Genomic DNA, 17,295 nt, shown 5'->3' with positions numbered 1-17,295 from the left:
GGCCTGCCCGCCGGCTGATGGAGGAGGTCTCATGACGACCCGCCTGACCGTCGCGCAGGCCGTGGTGCGGTTCCTGGCCCAGCAGCGCAGCGAGCGCGACGGCGTGGAGCGGCGCTTCTTCGGCGGCTGCGCCGGCATCTTCGGCCACGGCAACGTCGCCGGCCTCGGCCAGGCGCTGGCCACCTCCACCGGCCTGCCCTACCACCTGACCCGCAACGAGCAGGCGATGGTGCACACCGCCGCCGCCTACGCCCGCGCCGCCAACCGGCTGGCGACCCTGGCCTGCACCACCTCGATCGGCCCCGGAGCGACCAACATGGTCACCGGCGCGGCAGGGGCGACGATCAACCGGCTGCCCGTGCTGCTGCTGCCCGGCGACATCTTCTCCACCCGCGTGGCCAGCCCGGTGTTGCAGGAGCTGGAGGACACCCGCTCCTACGACATCTCGGTCAACGACTGCTTCAAGCCGGTCTCCCGCTTCTGGGACCGGATCAACCGCCCCGAGCAGCTCCCGTCCGCGCTGCTGGCCGCCATGCGGGTGCTCACCGACCCCGCCGAGACCGGCGCGGTGACGCTGGCGCTGCCGCAGGACGTGCAGGCGGAGGCGTTCGACTGGCCGGACGAGCTGTTCGCCCGCCGCGTGTGGCACATCCCCAGAACCCGCCCCGAGCGCGCCGCCCTGGACCGGGCCGCCGAGCTGATCACCTCGGCCGAGCGCCCGCTGATCGTCGCGGGCGGAGGAGCGATCTACAGCGAGGCCACGGACGAAATCCGTGCCTTCGCCGAGGCGCACGGCATCCCGGTGGCCGAGACCCAGGCGGGCAAGGGCGCGCTGCCCCACGGCCATCCCCTCGCGATGGGCGCCATCGGCGCCACGGGCACCACCGCCGCCAACGCGCTGGCCCGCGAGGCCGACGTGATCATCGGCGTGGGCACCCGCTACAGCGACTTCACCACCGCCTCGCGCACGATCTTCGCCCCCGGCGCGCGGTTCGTGAACGTCAACATCACCGGCTTCGACGCCGCCAAGCTGTCCGGCCTGCAACTGGTCGCCGACGCCCGCGAGGCGCTGGCCGAGCTCGGCCAGGCGTGCGCGGGCTGGAGCACGCCGCCCGCCTATCGCGCTCAGGCCGCCGAGCTCACCCGGGCGTGGGACGCGACCGTCGACGCGGCGTACGGCCTGGAGGGCTCGCCGCTGCCGCAGTCGGCGGTGATCGGCGCGGTCAACGCGGCGGCCGGCGACGACGGCGTGGTGGTGTGCGCGGCCGGGTCGATGCCCGGCGACCTGCACAAACTCTGGCGGCCCAGCGGCCCCGGCAGCTACCACGTCGAGTACGGCTACTCCTGCATGGGCTACGAGATCGCGGGCGGCCTCGGCGTCAAGATGGCGGCGCCCGAGCGCGAGGTGTTCGTGCTCGTGGGCGACGGCTCCTACCTGATGATGGCGCAGGAGCTGGTCACCGCCGTCTCAGAGGGCATCAAGCTGATCGTCGTCCTGGTCGACAACTCCGGTTTCGCCTCCATCGGCCGCCTGTCGGAGAGTGTCGGCGCCGAACGGCTCGGCACCTCCTACACCGCCCGCGACGGCAGCCCGCTCCCGGTCGACCTGGCCGCCAACGCGGCCAGCCTCGGCGCCTCGGTGCTGCGCCCCGAGTCGGTGGCCGACCTGCGCAAGGCGCTCGACGCGGCCCGGTCGGCGACGGAGACCACGGTGATCCACGTACGCACCGACCGGCTGGCCGACGACGCGCCCTCGTCGGAGGCCTGGTGGGACGTGCCCGTCGCGCAGGTCGGGACGACGAGCGCCACCTACGCCGCGCGGGAGGAGTACGAGTCCAACAAACGCTCCCAGCGCCCCCACCTCGCCCCGCCCGCCTGACCTGGGCGGTTGCCCGCGATCTTCTGAGGGAACGTCTCTGACCAGGCGCGATCGGGGGGTTGGGCATGGGGCCGTGGCGGTTGCTCGGATGGCTCGCGGTCATCGCGGTGGCCTTGTTCTGCCTGCACCACGTGCGTACGGTGGCCATCTCGATCGTCATCGGCGTGTTCCTGACGGCGCTGCTGCTGCCCCCGGCCCGCTGGCTCAGGTCACGCGGGCTCAACAGGGCGGGGGCCACCGCCGTCACGTTCGTCGGCGGGCTGGTGCTGGCGGGCGCGCTGATCGCGCTGCTGGTGCCGCCCACCGTCGCCAGCGTGACGGAGCTGCGCTCCAGCGTCGACCAGGTGCTGCGTGACCTGCACCGCCTGGTCGCCGCCGTCGGGCTCGACGACCGGCAGCTCCTCGGCCAGGCCAGGGACTACCTGTCGGGGCAGGGCAGGCAGATCACCACAGGGGCACTGGCAGGGGTGCGGACGGTCGGCGAGATCGTTGTCGGAGCCGTGCTGGCCGTCATCCTGTCCGTCTATTTCGTGCACGGCGGCGACCGGCTCTTCCGCTGGCTCGTGGACCTCGCCCCGGCTCCGGCCAGGACCCGCCTGACCGGGACCGGCGAGCTGATCTTCTCCGTGGTCGGCCGCTACATCCGCGGGGTGGCGATCGTGGGCGCGGTCGACGGGTTCTTCATCGGGCTCGCGTTGTGGATCCTCGGCGTACCGCTCGCCCTGCCGCTGGCCGTGCTGACGTTCGTGGGGGCGTTCCTGCCGGTGGTGGGGGCGTTCGCGGCGGGATTGCTGGCCGCGGTGGTGGCGCTCGTGGCCAAGGGCTGGCTGGTGGCGCTGATCGTGGTCGCGGTGACCGTGGCCGTGCAGCAGTTGGAGGGCCACGTGCTCGCGCCGCAGATCTACGGCAAGGCCCTCGACCTGCCCGGCGCGGTCATCCTGGTCGCCATCACGGTGGGCAGCGTGATCGCCGGCATCACCGGCGCGTTCCTGGCCGCTCCGGTGACCTCGGTGATCGTGGCGTTGCTGCAGAACGGGAGAAGGCGCGACGAACGGCCGGCTCCCGGGACGCCGCCTCCCGCACCGCCCCCGGCCGCGCCCGCCACCGGCTGACGTGCCACGACCGAGGATTCACAGAGCCAGCTCCAGCTCCAGGTGGTGCCTGATCGGAATGCCGTCGGACTCGGCCGGGATGGCGGGCTTGAGCTTGCGCGCCTCGTCCGCCGCGTCGCGGTGCAGGGCGACGAGGTCGAAGCCGTACCGCTGGTAGAAGCGCAGGGCATGGGTGTTGTCGTTCGTGGTGGTGAGCGTGAGCCGCGTCATCCCGCGTTCGGACGCGAGGGCGCGTACGGCGTCGAGCAGGGCACGGCCGGCGCCCTGTCCGGGCAGCACCGCGTCGACCGTGACGATCTCGACGGACCCGTCCTGGTCGAGGTAGGTGAGCACGCCGACCACCTCGCCGCCGCTCTCCGCGACGAAGCCGGGCAGCTCGGCCGCGTTCACCAGCTCGCCGCGGTGCAGCGCGATCACGGTGGTGCCGCCCCAGCTCTCGCTGAGCACGCGGGTCACCGTCGGGGTGTCGTCAGGTCCGATGGGGCGTACCGATATCGACATGACCCTCATTATGGGGCCCGCTGGAGATCACCTAATGACGCTGGTCGAGGACCTCGGCGATGTCGGCCAGGAAGGCGTCGACGTCCGCGATCAGGTAGCCGGACCGCAACAGCACAGTGGAGAACGCGGCCTCCCGCACCTCCTTCGCCGTGAGCGGGTAGTCGGTCGTGCCCCGCAGTGTGGCCACGATCCGGTCGAGGAAGGCGTCGACCTCGTCCTCGTTGTAGCCGGTGCCCATGCGCCCGGTGCGGAAGGCCACCCGCTCGACGCGGGCGGCCTGGGTCTCGAACCACTCCTCCCGCAACATCTCGCCGGTGGGCTCGGCCAGGGCCAGACGTATGGGCCGCTTGGCCTGTGTCTCGAGCGCCACCACGAACGCCTCGAGCGCGAAGTCGACGGCGGTCTCCTGGTAGCCGCCGCGTCTGGCGCGGAACGTCGCGCCGCGCACCTCGTCGGCGGTGACGGGCTGCATGGTGTGCGAGCCCCTGCCGAGAGTCGACTCGATCCGCTCGATCAGCGCGTCGACCTCGGCGGGGTCATAGCCTGAACGCATGCCCATGACCCGCGGAAAGCGGTTCAAGCTTCACTCCTCTTGAGATGTACGCCGACCTCCCTATTTTGACATTCCCACCGTGCTCGCTGATGCGGTTCCTTATCACGACGATGCGGCGCCGCTTGTACCGTTACAGCACCATGCGTCTCTCCCATGTCTCCTTCCGCTACCGGCGGCGCGATCCTCTGGTCATCGAAGACGCCGACGCCGAGCTCGCACCCGGCGACGTGATCGAGCTCACCGGGGTCAACGGAGCCGGCAAGTCGACCCTGCTCCGCCTCCTCGCGGGCCTCGCCCGGCCGACCGCGGGCACGATCACCGGCCGCCCCTCGGTCGTCGGCTTCGCCCCCGACCGGTTTCCCACCGCGCAGCCGTTCACGGTGACGCACTATCTGCGGCACATGTCCCGCGTGCGCGGCGGCACCCGCTGGGAGCCGTGGGCGGAGCGCCTCGACATGGGCCACCTGCTCGGCCTCCCGCTGGGTGAGCTGTCGAAGGGCAGCGCGCACAAGGTGGGGCTGGTGCAGGCACTGATGGCCGAGCCGGGGCTGCTGGTCCTCGACGAGCCGTTCGCCGGGCTCGACGCCGACACGCGCGAGGCGCTGCCCGCGATCGCGACCGAGGTGGCGGCCAGGGGCGGCATCGTCATCGCCGGCGACCACCAGGGCGGCCTGCGCTCCCTTCCCGGCGTCCGCCACTGGACGCTGATCAGCGGCCACCTGAAGGAGCACACCCCGGACACTCACGCCGCGCACGATCACGCCGCGACCGCGGGCGGGCCTCCCGCCGTGGCCGTGCGGCGCTCCTTGGAGGACGTTGCGGGCGGGCCGTCCGAGTGCCGGCACGCGACCGTGGCCGTGACGCTGCCCGCCGTCGACGTCCAGCGGTTCCTGACCAGGATGCGCGGCGAAGGCTACCGGGCCCGCGAGATCGAGGAGACCAGTTGATCCCCCTGGCCGGCTTCCGTATGGCCGCCTACGTCCGATCCCACCGCGTCTACCAGGCGCTCCTGCTCGCCCTGGCCCTGCTCGCGATCCTCTACGGCAGCCGCGCCCCGAAGGGCGAGGAGGCCTCCGTGCTCACGGACGGCGCCGTGCTGATCGTCCCGGTGCTGGCCTGGGCCGCGCGAAGCCTGCTCGACACCGAGCCGGACCGGCAGCGCGAGATGTCGGCGATCCAGGCGGGCGGCCGGGGCAGGGAGGTGGCCGCGGGACTGGTCGCGGCGTTCACGGCGTGTGCCGGGCTCGCCGCGATCGCCCTGGGCTGGGCCCTGCTGCTCGGCGTGAGCGCCACCCCGCCGCCCGGTGTGCTGCTCGCCGTGATCGCCCTGTATGTCCTGACCGCGCTGGCGGGAACCGTGCTGGGCGCCCTCACCAGCCGCGCGATCGTACGCTCCCCCGCCGCCTCCATCATGGCCATGCTGCTCGGCTTCCTGGCGACGCTGCTGGTCAGCACCTCACCCCTCTACTGGCTGACCGTGCCGCTGATCCCCTGGATGCGGGCCGCGAGCGCCGGCGACCTGCTCGGCCGTTTCCCCGGGCTGGCCGCCCTCTCCCTGCTCTGGTGCCTGATCGGCCTGGCCGGTTATGTCCTGCGCCGCCTCAGGACGAGCTAGCGCCGCCCCGGCGGCATCGGACGGCTTCGCTCACTCGGCGGCAGCCAGTTGCCCGCACGCGCCGTCGATCTCGCGCCCGCGGGTGTCGCGTACCGTCACGGGCACGCCGTGGAACTGCAGCCGTCGTACGAACGCCCGCTCGTCCTCAGGCCGTGACGCCGTCCACTTGGAGCCCGGCGTGGGGTTGAGCGGGATGAGGTTCACGTGCACCAGTTTGTTCTTCACCAGCTTGCCGAGCAGGTCGGCCCGCCACTCGTGGTCGTTGACGTCCTTGATCAGGGCGTATTCGATGGAGACCCGCCGCTTGGTCCTGGCCGCGAACGCCCACGCGGCGTCGAGGACCTCCGCCACCTTCCACCGCGTGTTGACCGGCACCAGCGTGTCGCGCAGCTCGTCGTCGGGCGCGTGCAGCGACAGCGCCAGCGTGACCGGCAGCCCCTCGTCGGCGAGCTTGCCGATGGCGGGCACCAGCCCCACCGTGGAGACGGTGACGCCGCGAGCGGAGATGCCGAGCCCGTGCGGCGCCGGCTCCACCAGCCGCCGCACCGCGCCGATCACCTGCTTGTAGTTGGCCAGCGGCTCGCCCATGCCCATGAACACGACGTTGCTCACCCGGCCGGGGCCGCCCGGCACCTCGCCGGCGGCCAGCGCGCGAGCCCCTGAGACCACCTGCTCGACGATCTCGGCGGTGGACATGTTGCGGGTCAGGCCCGCCTGGCCGGTGGCGCAGAAGGGGCAGTTCATCCCGCAACCGGCCTGAGACGACACACACATCGTCACCCGGTCGGGATAGCGCATCAGCACCGACTCGACGAGCGCGCCGTCGAACAGCCGCCACAACGTCTTACGGGTCGTGCCGCCGTCGGTGGTCATCTCCCTGACCGGCGTGAGCAGCTCGGGCAGCAGCGCGGACAACCTCTCGCGGGACGCGGCGGGCAGGTCGGTCATCGAGCCGACGTCGGTGACAAGGCGCTCGAAGTAGTGGCGCGAGAGCTGGTCGGCACGGAACGCCTTCTCGCCCAGCTCGGTGACCGCGGCCCTCCGATCGGCCATCGACAGGTCGGCCAGGTGCCGTGCGGGCTTGGCCCGCCGGGGCGCGACGAAGGTGAGCTGGCCTGGAGGCTGGGACACGGTGACGCCTTTGCTTGAGGGGTTGTCGGCCTGGGTAGTGAACGTTGGGATCGGAGGTGGCATTCCTGGTGCTGGTTGGGCTCGCGTCGCGGTTGCCGCCCGATCTACAGTCATCTCGTATGGCGATTTTCCGGTCGGCATCTGGCGAGGGTGGCACCGAGGTCGTCCTCGCCGTGGGCAACCCGTACGGCAGCCGGACGCTCGTGGTCGAGCGTGATGAGGACTCCTCGGTAGCTTACCTGTGCTCGCCCGACGGCACGGTGCACGGCGCCGTGTGGCTGGCCAACCACCGCCCCGCCCCACCCGTGGTCGACCTGGCCAGGGTCAACGCCGGCCTGCCGCCCCTGATGCCGAGGGCCGGCACGCTGCACCCCGAGGGCCGCCGGCCGCTCGGGCAGCTCGGCACGCTGTGGTTCGAGGAGGGCGACGGCGTGGCGCTCTACGAGGACGACGACCTGCTGGCGGTCATTCCCGGCTGGGCCGACATGAACAGGAGCATGCCCGGCTACGCGCGCGACGCGGTGGGCGAGTCGCCGTTCGCCTGGGCGCTGTCGGAGGCGCTCGAAGGGCTGCGTCCGCGCATCTCCAACGCCGAGTCCTACTGGCGCTGGCGGCACGGCGAGGGCGCCTGGCCGTCGTTCCAGCAGTTCGTGATGGGCCATCTGGACCGCGCGCTCGGCCCGGCGGGCCGTTACTGGGACGCCGGCGGCGAGCGGCTGCCGACCGTCGGCATCACCGAACGCCCGCCGCACCAGGATCGCGACTTCACCGTGTTGTCGACGGTCGGGATGAGCTGCCAGCGCATGCCCACGGTGGAGCAGTGGATCGACAAGCCCGGCGCGTACGCCAGGATCGAGCTGGCCGTGGCCACCCGCGAGGACCCGAAGGACGCGGCGCTGCTGCTGGTGTGGTTGTCGCAGTATCCGTGGCACTCGGTCACGTGGCTCGGCCACGGGCACACCGCGAAGTGGTATCACGAGCCGGCGACGTTCCCGCTCGGGTCGGAGTATTCGGGGGTGCTGCTGGTGAACAGCCCACCTCACATGCCGAACATGTCGGGGTTCGCGTTCGGGGGCGAGGCCGTACGGTGGCTCTGGCTGACCCCCGTCACAGCGGAGGCACTGGAAGCGCACCGTTAGCAGAACCTGGAGCTAGAAAAACACCGTCATCAGCAGCCAGGCCGGAACGAGCACCGTCACCAGCGAGTCGAGCCGGTCCATCAGGCCGCCGTGGCCGGGCAGGATCGTGCCCAGGTCCTTGATGCCGAGATCCCGCTTGATCATCGACTCGATCAGGTCGCCCGCGGTCGCCAGCACCGCCGCGAGCCCGCCGATCAGCGCGCCCTGCCACAGCTCGCCGCCGAGCAGCCACGTCACCAGCCAGCCGCCGACCGCCACGCACGCCACGATCGACCCGGCGAAGCCCTCCCAGGTCTTCTTCGGACTGATCACCGTCATCTGGTGGCGGCCGAACAACACCCCGGCGACGTAGCCGCCGATGTCGCTGGCGATGGTCACCGCGATGAAGATCAGCACCCGGTGGTCGCCGTCGTCCGGCTTGAGCAGCAGCGGCACGAACGCGGCCAGCATGCAGGGGTAGAAGAGCGTGAGGACCGACGCGGACGCGTCGCGTACGTAGCCGTCGGTTCCGTCGCCGAACATCCGCCAGATCAGCAGGACGAGCGCGAACCCGGCGAACGCGGCCAGTAACCAGACCGGACCGCCCCAGTAGGCGGCCACCTGCATCGCCACCAGCCCGGCGAGCACGGGCGCCACCGGCACCCTGATGTCACGGGTCGCGAACGCCCTGGTCAGCTCCACCGTGCCGACGCCCACGGCGCCGACGACCACGACCAGGAACAGCTCCTTGACCGTGTAGAGGGTGCCGAGCACCAGCGCGCCCAGCACGACGCCCACCGCGATCGCGGCAGGCAGGTTCCTGCCGGTACGGCTGCCGCCGCTCGAGCTGGTGCCAGCCGTACTTCTTTCCACAGAGTTCTCCATAGCCGCGGCCCCCGCCGCCTGGGCGAGGGCCGCAGAGTTCATGCCCGCTGCCTTCGCCCAGGGTGGCAGGAGCCCGCCGGAGGCGGCCCACCGCCGGGCGCGCCGCTCACACTTCGAGCAGTTCGGCTTCCTTGACCTTGAGCAGCTCGTCGATCTTCGCGACGTGCTTCTGGGTGAGGTCGTCGAGCTCCTTCTCGGCCCGCCTGACCTCGTCCTCGCCGGCGTCGCCGTCCTTCATCATCTTGTCGAGGATCTCCTTGGCGGACCGGCGGATGTTGCGCACCGACACCTTGGCCTGCTCGCCCTTGTTCCTGGCGACCTTGATGTACTCCTTGCGGCGCTCCTCGGACAGCTCCGGGAACGACACACGGATCACCTGGCCGTCGTCGGTCGGGTTGACGCCGAGATCGGAGTCGCGAATGGCCCGCTCGATCGCCGGCATGGAGCTCTTGTCGTAAGGCTGGATGAGCACCATGCGAGCCTCGGGCACGTGGAACGAAGCCAACTGCTGGATGGGCGTCGGCGTGCCGTAATATTCGGCGTTGATCTTGTTGAACATCGAGGGGGTGACCCGGCCCGTACGGATGCTCGCGAAGTCCTCCTTCGCGACGGACACGGCCTTGTCCATTTTGTCCTCGGCTTCGAGGAGGGTTTCGTCGATCACAGCGGCTCCCTGTCTACTAGCTGGCGGTGTCGGGCTCGCTCGCTCATTTGCCTGCGGGACTGACCAGCGTGCCGATTTTCTCACCGCGGACGGCGCGCAGGATGTTGCCCTCGCCCATGAGGTCGAACACCACGATGGGCAGATCGTTGTCCTTGCATAGGCTGATCGCGGTGGCGTCCATGACCGCGAGGTCGCGGAGCAGCACCTCTCCGTAGTCAAGGTGGTCGAACCTGACCGCGTCCGGATTCTTGCGGGGGTCGGAATCGTAGATCCCGTCCACTTGTGTGCCCTTGAGCAGCGCCTCGGCGCTGATCTCGAGGGCCCGCTGGGACGCCGCGGTGTCGGTGGAGAAGAAGGGCGACCCGAGCCCGGCGCCGAAGATGACCACGCGCCCCTTCTCGAGGTGTCTGATGGCGCGGCGCGGCAGGAACGGCTCGGCCACCTGCTGCATGGTGATGGCCGTCTGCACGCGCGTCTCCACGCCCCGCCGTTCGAGGAAGTCCTGCAGCGCCAGGCAGTTGATGACCGTGCCGAGCATGCCCATGTAGTCGGCCCTGGCCCGGTCGATGCCTCCTTGCGAGAGGGCGGCGCCGCGGAACATGTTGCCGCCGCCGACCACCACCGCGACCTGCACGCCCTCCTGGACCGCCTCGGTGATCGAGTCGGCCAAGTGGTCGACGATGACCGGGTCGATGCCCAGCGGCTCGCTGCCGGCGAACGCCTCGCCCGACAGCTTCAGCATCACCCGTTTCCACCGCAGTGGGCTTGACGGGTGTGGAGACGAGGAAGCCGCCGTCCGTGTGGATTCGTGGGCTGGCTCCCGGTGGTCCTGCACGGCGGCGGCCTCCTTCGTTCGGCGGTTCGTTGAGCTGGCGGCTTGCCTAAGCCTAAGCCTGACCCACCTTGAAACGGACAAAGCCGAGGACCTCGACGCCATTCTCCTCGGCGTACTTGCCCACGCTCTTCTTGCCGTCCTTGACGAAGGTCTGCTGGAGAAGGGTGAAGTCTTTGTACCAGCCGTTGACGCGACCCTCCACGATCTTGCCGATCGCGGCCTCGGGCTTGCCTTCCTCGCGGGTCATCTCCTCGAAGAGCTTGCGCTCCTTCTCGACGACCTCGGCGGGCACGGAGGCCGCCTTGAGGTATTGCGGGGCCATCGCCGCCGCGTGCTGCGCGATGTCCCGGGCGACCTCGGCATTGGGCTTGTCGAGCTGGACCAGCACGCCGACCGCGGGCGGCAGCGCCGGGTCGGTGCGGTGCATGTAGGCGCCTACGTAGCCGCCCTCCAGCACCGCGAACCTGCGGATCTCGATCTTCTCGCCGAGCGCGGCGTTGGCGGTGTCGAGGTGCTCCTTGACGGTCTTGCCGTCGAAGGAGGACTCGAGCAGCGCCGGCACGTCGGCGGGCCTGGTCGCGAGGATGTGCTCCACGACCTGGCCGGCCAGCTCCTGGAAACGCTCGCCCTTCGCCACGAAGTCGGTCTCGCAGTTGAGCTCGAGGAGCGCGGCGGAGGAGTCGCCGTCCTGCTTGAGCGCGACGAGGCCGTTGGAGGCGGTGCGGGCCTCGCGCTTGCCCACGTCCTTGGCGCCCTTGAGGCGCAGCAGCTCGATGGCGCGGTCGAAGTCGCCGTCGGACTCCTCCAGCGCCTTCTTGCAGTCCATCATGCCGGCAGCGGTGATCTCGCGAAGCCGCTTGACGTCGGCCATGTTCACGGAAGCCATTGCTCTTATTCCTTGTGAAAGTTCGTCGTCGTGGATCGGGTGGGCGCCGTGATCGGCGGCCCACCCCGGGGTCGGCACGGCGGGCCCGTGCCGTACAGGAGCTCTGCCTCGCTCGTGGGCGCGCACCGGCCCGGCCCTACTGCTGCCTCGCCCGGTATGCTGCCCAGCCTCGCCGCGGCCTATCACCTGTGCGGGTCACCTGTGGGGGCCCTGGACGCGTCCCCGTAGCGGGGACGCGTCCTTCGACCAGCCGTCAGGACTGCTGCTCGGGCTTGTCCTCAGCGGTGGGCTCGGCCGCCGGAGCAGCCTCGGCCGGAGCGGACTCGGCGGCAGCCTCGGCCGGAGCCGACTCCACGGCGGCCTCGGCCGGAGCCGACTCGGCGGGAGCAGCCTCGGGGGCGGCCTCGGGAGCGGCGGCGGCGTCGGTCTCGCCGGCCGGACGCTCGCCGGTGCCCTGCTCGATGAGCTCGCGCTCCCACTCGGCCAGCGGCTCGGCGGCGGCCGGCTTCTCGTCACCGCGGGCGGCGCCCGAGCGGGCCATGAGACCGGCGGCGACACCGTCGGCGACGACCCGGGTCAGCAGGCCGACGGCGCGGATGGCGTCGTCGTTGCCCGGGATCGGGTAGTCGACCTCGTCGGGGTCGCAGTTGGTGTCGAGGATCGCGACCACAGGGATGCCGAGCTTCTTGGCCTCGCTGATCGCGATGTGCTCCTTCTTGGTGTCGACGACCCACACCGCGCTGGGCACGCGGCCCATGTCACGGATGCCGCCGAGCGTGCGCTCCAGCTTGTCCTTCTCGCGCCGGCGCATGAGGAGCTCCTTCTTGGTGAGCCCCGAGGCGGCGACGTTGTCGAAGTCGAGCTCCTCGAGCTCCTTCAGGCGCTGCAGCCTCTTGTGCACGGTCGAGAAGTTGGTGAGCATGCCGCCCAGCCAGCGCTGGTTGACGTAAGGCATGCCGACCCTGGCCGCCTGCTCGGAGATGGCCTCCTGAGCCTGCTTCTTCGTGCCGATGAACAGGATCGTGCCGCCGTGGGCGACGGTCTCCTTCACGAAGTCGTAGGCGCGGTCGATGTAGGACAGCGACTTCTGCAGGTCGATGATGTAAATGCCGTTGCGCTCGGTGAAGATGAAGCGCTTCATCTTCGGGTTCCAGCGCCGGGTCTGGTGACCGAAGTGAACGCCGCTCTCGAGCAGCTGTCGCATGGTGACGACGGGGGCCATGTGCTGGTCCTCCAGGTCTGGGCGTCCAGTGGATGGACGCGGTTCTCGGTTGTGCCGCGACAGCGCGTGTCTGCCGCCCTGATGCCCCGAAACCGCTCCAGCCGGGCGCCTGGCCCGGACCGATGGCGCGGTCCGCGATGGGGCATGCGAAGTCGGCCTGTGTCACAGGCCACCGGAAAGTCTACCTCCCACGCCGCCTCAGGCTGACCGCATGTGGTCAAACGGCACGGGTCAGCCCGGTTCCGCCTCCAGATAGGCCAGCACCGCCATGACCCGGCGGTTGTGGTCGTCGCTCGGCGGCAGGCCGAGCTTGGTCAAGATGTTGTTGATGTGCTTGGCGATCGCCTTGTCCGTGACGAGCAGGCGGGCGGCGATCGCGGCGTTCGACAGGCCCTCGGCCATGAGCGCGAGCACTTCGCGCTCCCTGGGCGTCAGGCGGCCCAGCGGTTCGTCGCTTCTCCTGCGGGTGAGCAGCTGGCCGATCACCTCGGAGTCCATCGCGGTGCCGCCGGCCGCCACCCTGCGCACCGCGTCGACGAACTGGTCGACGTCGCCGATCCGGTCCTTCAGCAGGTAGCCGACCGCACCCGCCTGGTCGGACAGCAGTTCGCGGGCGTAGAGCTGCTCGACGTACTGCGACAGGATCAGCACCGGCAGCCCCGGCCGCTGCCTGCGGGCCTCCAGCGCGACGCGCAGCCCCTCGTCGGTCAGGGTCGGCGGCAGGCGTACGTCGATCACCGCGACGTCCGGCCGGTGCCGGGTCAGCGCGCCGAGCAGCATCGGCCCGTTGTCGACCGCCTCGACCACCTCGAACCCGGAGGCCGACAGCAGGCGGACGAGCCCGTCCCTCAGGAGGGCGAGATCTTCTGCGATGACAACGCGCACGGTATCTCCACGATGAATTCGGTCGGCCCGCCGGCCGGGCTGCGGACGTCGAGCGTCCCGTCGAACACCGACAACCGGCGCCCGATGCCGTCGATGCCGGTGCCTCGGGGATCGGCGCCACCCCGCCCGTCGTCGCCCACCACCAGCCGCAGTACGCCCTCCGAGTGGCGCAGCCGCACCCAGGCGCGCTGGGCGCGGCTGTGCTTGGCCGCGTTCGTCAGGGCCTCGGCGGCGGCGAAGTAGACCGCGGACTCGACGGGCGCCTCCAGCCGGGCGGGCAGATCGACGTCGACGTCCACCGTAAGGGGGACGTGCAGCGCGGCGGCCTCGACGGCGCCGGCCAGCCCTCGGTCCGCCAGCACGGGAGGGTGGATGCCGTTGACCAGGTCGCGCAGGTCGATCAGGGCCTGCCCGGCCGACTCCCACGCCTCCCCCACCAGCTCGCGTACCTGGGCGGGGTCGCTCGCACGCCTGGCCAGGCCGAGGGTCATGCGCACGGAGACCAACCTGGCCTGCGCACCGTCGTGCAGGTCGCGTTCGATCCTGCGCAGCTCGGCCGCCTGCGCGCTCACCGCCGCCGCCCTCGACTCGGTCAGTTGCCTGACCCGATCCGTGTCACCGGGGCGCAGGAGCAGCTCCGCCAGCCGCGCCTGGGTCCTGTGCAGGAGCGGGACGGCGGCCACCGCGACGGCGCCGATGGCGACGACCGCCAGCGACAGGGCGACCGTGAGCTGGATGCTCGGCCGCGCCGTCGGCAGGTGCCAGATGACGGCCTCGGCCGACAGCACCCCGACGATGAGCACCACGCCGCCGGGGCCGGTAACGGCCTGCAGGGCGAGCCAGGCCGTCTCGCGGGCGTGAGCGTTCTCCCGCGGCTCCTGGGCATGAGCGCTCTCAGGAGCCGCCGGCTCGTGGCCGAGCGCGCGGTCCGCCCTGGCCAGCTGGAACGCCGCCAGCCCGTGCGTCCAGGAGCGCACCCTGGCCAGCGGGCGCACGCCGAGCCCGCGGACCGGGACCAGCGCCGCGCACCCGGCCAGCAGCACGAGCAGCACCCACGCCGCCACGCCGGCGGCGGCGTTCAGCAGCAGCCCTGCCACGGGCGCGGCCATGCGGCGCATCAAGCTCACCCGAGCAGTCTGCCTGCTCCGCACGGCCGGCGCGGTAGACCTGGCACCACCATCACGGGTGGCGGCGGATCTCCGCCGCGGCTCCCGACTTCCCCGACCGGCGACGTCCGGGCCCCGATGCCCGCCGACCGGCTGCCGCCGGCCCTCGGCGCGGGCGCCTGGGCGGACCACAGGGACGTCGAAACGGTCGCCAGGCGGGTGCCTTGCTCGGTCACGGGTCCGGTGCGAGGGGGCGGGCACGCGCTCCACATGTCGGGCAACCTGTGCACCATCGCCCACGCCAACCGGTACTTCACGTATCTTGCGCCGCCTCCTGCCGGCACCACCTGCTTGCCTCCTGAACGGCCGTAGGCATGCGGATGTCGCCCTTCGCCGGTGTCGCGCCCTCGCCGGGTGTCGCCTGAGCGGTCAGGACGCGTCGTGGTCCCCGGCCTGACCCCCGACCTGATCCCCGACCTGGCCCCCGACCTGGCCCCCGACCTGGTCCCTGGCCGGCGGGCCGGCGTCGTGGCCCCCGGACGGCGGACGAGCGTCGTGGTCCTCGGTCGGCAGGCCGGGGACCACGCGCTTCGCGACCGGGAACAGGTTGATCTGCGCCTCGGCGATCCTGGCCCAGTCCGGGGCTTCGCCCTGGCTGCGGAAGCGGGCGACGTACGGCTCGATCAGCTTCATGATGTCCCGGTTGAGCTGGGCGAGTTCCTCGGCGCCGACCCTGATCCTGGTGCGGCTGAAACCGCTGGCGAAGCGCCACTCGTCCGTGTCTCCGTCGAGGTGGGCCCAAGCCCGCTCCGCCTCTTCCTGGGCTTTGTTGTTGAACGCCGCGATCAGGGACTTCTTCGCCTCACGCACCTCCGGCGGGTCGCCGGGATTGATGCCCACGCCGATCGGGGCGTCCACGACCTTCCACAACCGCTCCCTGCCGTCGCCCCGGGGAGGCGCGTCCTCCACGAAGCCGTACTTGGCGAGCATGCGCAGGTGATAGCTGGCGGCGCTGGGCGTGATGCCCGCGCTCTCGGCCACCTCGGTGGCGGTGGCGCTGCCATGGTCTCCCAGGTGCGCGAGGATCGTCAGCCGCGCCGAGTGGGCCAGCGCCCGCATCGCCTTCGGATCACTGACCCAGCCCGTTTCCCGCGTCATGCGTTCACGATACCCCTGCCTGGCCGATGTCTGAAAGCTTGCCTTCATAACTGTGAAGGATTACCTTCACATCTATGAAGGGAAGCTTTCAGACTTGGCGGAGTCGTCGCACCGACGGCCGACCGGCCACCGAACCACCCGCTACGCATGACACCGCCCTCGCCATGAGTGCAGCCGGCAGATCCCCTGCCACGGGCGGCTCCGGCGAGTCACCCGCCACGAGCGGCCCGGCCACCGAGCCCGAGCCTCCTTCCGGCGAGTCGCCCCCTCCCGCTCCCCGTCGTGAGGACGCCCCTCTTCGCAGACAACGCGACTACCGGCTGCTCTGGACGGCCCGAACGATATCGATCACCGGGTCGGAGGTGTCCAAGCTGGCCATTCCCCTGACCGCGGTGACCCTGCTGGCCGCATCGCCTGCACAGATGGGACTGCTGACCTCGGCCGCTTTCGTACCCGCCCTGCTCTTCGGGCTGCAGTCAGGGGCGATCGCCGACCGGCTCACGCGGCACCGCCCTTTGATGATCGTTTGCGAGCTGGTCTCGTGCGCGGCGGCGGTCACCGTACCCGTGGCCTGGCTGCTCGGCCTGCTGAACGTCCCTTGGTTGATCTTTGTGGCGCTCGTGATCGGCACGGCCGGCGTGTTGTTCAGAGCCGCGAACTTCCCTCACCTTGCGGCCGTCGTACCGCCCGAGCAGCGCACCGAGGCGATGGCCGGGCTGCAGGCGTCGTACTCGGTGGCCTCCGTGAGCGGGCCGGGTCTGGCCGGGCTCCTGGTGCAGATGCTCACGGCGCCGCTGGCCGTACTGGCTGAGGCGCTGTCGTTCCTGGCCTCGGCCCTGCTGCTGCGCTCGATCCGCACCCCGGAGCGGAACGAACCGGCCGCCTCCCGGGGCATGTGGCGCGACGTCATGGAAGGGCTGAAGGCCAGCATCACCCATCCCGTACTGCGCGCGCTGCTCGGGGCGGGCGTCACGATCAACTTCTTCGCCATGGCGTTCACGGCCGTCTACATGTTGTACATGGTGAACACCCTCGGCATCCCCAAAGGCCTGATCGGTGTCCTCATCGCGTTGAGCGGCGCGGGCGGCCTGCTCGGCGCCTGGCTCACGGCACGCCTGTCCAAGCGTTACGGCGAGAACCGCATCCTGTTCGCCGCCGCCCTCTTCTTCCCCTCGGAAATCCTCGCGGTGGGCCTGCTGACCGGCCCGCTGTGGTGGAAACTGTCGGTCCTGGCCGTGACCGGCACGCTCACGGGGGCCATCGTGGTGGCCTTCGCCACCTGCATGGGCGCGATCACCCTGCGCGACGCCACCGCCGAGCTGCGCGGCCGGGTCAACGCCACCATGACGTTCGCGGTGCAGGGCGTGCTCGCACTCGGGGGTCTCGTCGGCGGTCTCCTCGCGGAGGTGATCGGGTTGCGGTCTGTCATCCTCATCTGCGCCGCAGGGATCGCCCTGAGCACCCTCTGGATCTGGACGTCTCCGCTGCGCCCCCGCCGTACCAAGTTCAGGGCCGCAGGCGAGCCAGGAGCCGACCCAACCCTCACCCCGTCACTGAACGACCTGCGTGACTCCAAGCCTCAGTTCTGACGCCGTCCTCTCTGCGGCCACACTCCCACTTCCCGGCGACATCATTCGAGGCCGACCGCGTCCCTGTGGACAAGCCGACGGCGTCCACAGAACGACGTTCACCACCCCACCGCCAAGGCGCCATCACCAAAACTCGCGCCATGAACGCCCACCCGC

17 protein-coding genes are annotated in these 17,295 nt (G+C 70.9%); 6 read left to right on the top strand and 11 right to left on the bottom strand.

Annotation, left to right across the window (positions count from 1 at the left end; genetic code table 11):
* The first annotated feature begins 31 nt into the window (after nt 1-31).
* Both iolD and E1267_RS24710 read left to right on the top strand, forming a co-directional pair.
* Nucleotides 32-1,879: a 3D-(3,5/4)-trihydroxycyclohexane-1,2-dione acylhydrolase (decyclizing) gene (iolD, locus tag E1267_RS24715; protein ID WP_132335421.1), complete on the top strand. Its 1,848-nt coding sequence runs from the start codon at nt 32-34 to the stop codon at nt 1,877-1,879.
* A gap of 65 nt (nt 1,880-1,944) precedes the next feature.
* Nucleotides 1,945-2,991, top strand: a complete 1,047-nt coding sequence (locus E1267_RS24710; RefSeq protein WP_246064227.1) for an AI-2E family transporter — start codon at nt 1,945-1,947, stop codon at nt 2,989-2,991.
* Between the two features lie 18 nt (nt 2,992-3,009).
* On the opposite strand, the gene E1267_RS24705 is transcribed toward E1267_RS24710, so the two are convergent.
* Both E1267_RS24705 and E1267_RS24700 read right to left on the bottom strand, forming a co-directional pair.
* On the bottom strand, nt 3,010-3,492 hold the full coding sequence (locus E1267_RS24705; RefSeq protein ID WP_132335419.1) for a GNAT family N-acetyltransferase: 483 nt from the start codon (nt 3,490-3,492) through the stop codon (nt 3,010-3,012).
* 31 nt (nt 3,493-3,523) lie between these two features.
* Entirely contained in the window at nt 3,524-4,072 is a 549-nt protein-coding gene (locus E1267_RS24700) for a DivIVA domain-containing protein (RefSeq protein WP_132335417.1), read from the bottom strand.
* 113 nt (nt 4,073-4,185) lie between these two features.
* Here E1267_RS24700 and E1267_RS24695 point away from each other — a divergent pair, with 113 nt between their 5' ends.
* Both E1267_RS24695 and E1267_RS24690 read left to right on the top strand, forming a co-directional pair.
* Nucleotides 4,186-4,992: an ABC transporter ATP-binding protein gene (locus E1267_RS24695; RefSeq protein ID WP_132335415.1), complete on the top strand. Its 807-nt coding sequence runs from the start codon at nt 4,186-4,188 to the stop codon at nt 4,990-4,992.
* Nucleotides 4,989-5,660 (top strand): hypothetical protein, encoded by a 672-nt coding sequence (locus E1267_RS24690; protein ID WP_132335413.1) that lies wholly within the window; start codon nt 4,989-4,991, stop codon nt 5,658-5,660. The genes E1267_RS24695 and E1267_RS24690 overlap by 4 nt, the downstream gene beginning before the upstream one ends.
* 30 nt (nt 5,661-5,690) lie before the next feature.
* Here E1267_RS24690 and rlmN read toward each other — a convergent pair whose 3' ends face one another.
* Nucleotides 5,691-6,791 (bottom strand): dual-specificity RNA methyltransferase RlmN, encoded by a 1,101-nt coding sequence (rlmN, locus tag E1267_RS24685; protein ID WP_132335411.1) that lies wholly within the window; start codon nt 6,789-6,791, stop codon nt 5,691-5,693.
* A 119-nt stretch (nt 6,792-6,910) separates the two neighbouring features.
* Between rlmN and E1267_RS24680 the strand changes: the two genes are divergently transcribed.
* Nucleotides 6,911-7,930 carry a suppressor of fused domain protein gene (locus tag E1267_RS24680; protein WP_132335409.1) on the top strand — a complete coding sequence of 340 codons (1,020 nt, stop codon included), beginning with the start codon at nt 6,911-6,913 and terminating at the stop codon, nt 7,928-7,930.
* 12 nt (nt 7,931-7,942) lie between these two features.
* On the opposite strand, the gene E1267_RS24675 is transcribed toward E1267_RS24680, so the two are convergent.
* From E1267_RS24675 to E1267_RS24640, 8 genes are all read right to left on the bottom strand, one after another.
* Entirely contained in the window at nt 7,943-8,782 is an 840-nt protein-coding gene (locus E1267_RS24675) for a phosphatidate cytidylyltransferase (protein WP_246064225.1), read from the bottom strand.
* Nucleotides 8,783-8,900: 118 nt separating this feature from the next.
* The gene (gene frr, locus E1267_RS24670) at nt 8,901-9,458 is read right to left on the bottom strand and encodes a ribosome recycling factor (RefSeq protein WP_132335407.1); all 558 of its coding nucleotides are present in this window, start codon (nt 9,456-9,458) and stop codon (nt 8,901-8,903) included.
* Between the two features lie 43 nt (nt 9,459-9,501).
* Nucleotides 9,502-10,200, bottom strand: coding sequence for a UMP kinase (pyrH, locus tag E1267_RS24665; RefSeq protein WP_220449655.1), 699 nt, complete (start codon nt 10,198-10,200; stop codon nt 9,502-9,504).
* 145 nt (nt 10,201-10,345) lie between these two features.
* Nucleotides 10,346-11,179: a translation elongation factor Ts gene (tsf, locus tag E1267_RS24660; RefSeq protein WP_132335403.1), complete on the bottom strand. Its 834-nt coding sequence runs from the start codon at nt 11,177-11,179 to the stop codon at nt 10,346-10,348.
* Nucleotides 11,180-11,432: 253 nt separating this feature from the next.
* Nucleotides 11,433-12,401 (bottom strand): 30S ribosomal protein S2, encoded by a 969-nt coding sequence (gene rpsB, locus E1267_RS24655; protein WP_132335402.1) that lies wholly within the window; start codon nt 12,399-12,401, stop codon nt 11,433-11,435.
* Nucleotides 12,402-12,632: 231 nt separating this feature from the next.
* On the bottom strand, nt 12,633-13,286 hold the full coding sequence (locus E1267_RS24650; protein ID WP_132335400.1) for a response regulator: 654 nt from the start codon (nt 13,284-13,286) through the stop codon (nt 12,633-12,635).
* Nucleotides 13,250-14,404 (bottom strand): sensor histidine kinase, encoded by a 1,155-nt coding sequence (locus E1267_RS24645; protein ID WP_132335437.1) that lies wholly within the window; start codon nt 14,402-14,404, stop codon nt 13,250-13,252. Before E1267_RS24645 ends, E1267_RS24650 begins: the two co-directional genes overlap by 37 nt.
* A gap of 417 nt (nt 14,405-14,821) precedes the next feature.
* A complete protein-coding gene (locus E1267_RS24640) occupies nt 14,822-15,550 on the bottom strand; it encodes an ArsR/SmtB family transcription factor (protein ID WP_246064224.1) in 729 nt (242 codons plus the stop codon).
* Nucleotides 15,551-15,714: 164 nt separating this feature from the next.
* On the opposite strand from E1267_RS24640, the gene E1267_RS24635 reads away from it, so the two are divergent.
* On the top strand, nt 15,715-17,139 hold the full coding sequence (locus E1267_RS24635) for an MFS transporter (protein WP_132335396.1): 1,425 nt from the start codon (nt 15,715-15,717) through the stop codon (nt 17,137-17,139).
* The last annotated feature ends 156 nt before the right edge of the window (nt 17,140-17,295 follow it).

The sequence above is a fragment of the Nonomuraea longispora genome, from assembly GCF_004348345.1.
GTDB classification, from domain to species: domain Bacteria; phylum Actinomycetota; class Actinomycetes; order Streptosporangiales; family Streptosporangiaceae; genus Nonomuraea; species Nonomuraea longispora.
Note: the sequence above shows the minus strand (reverse complement) of the source record. Positions and strands in the feature narration are given on the sequence as shown.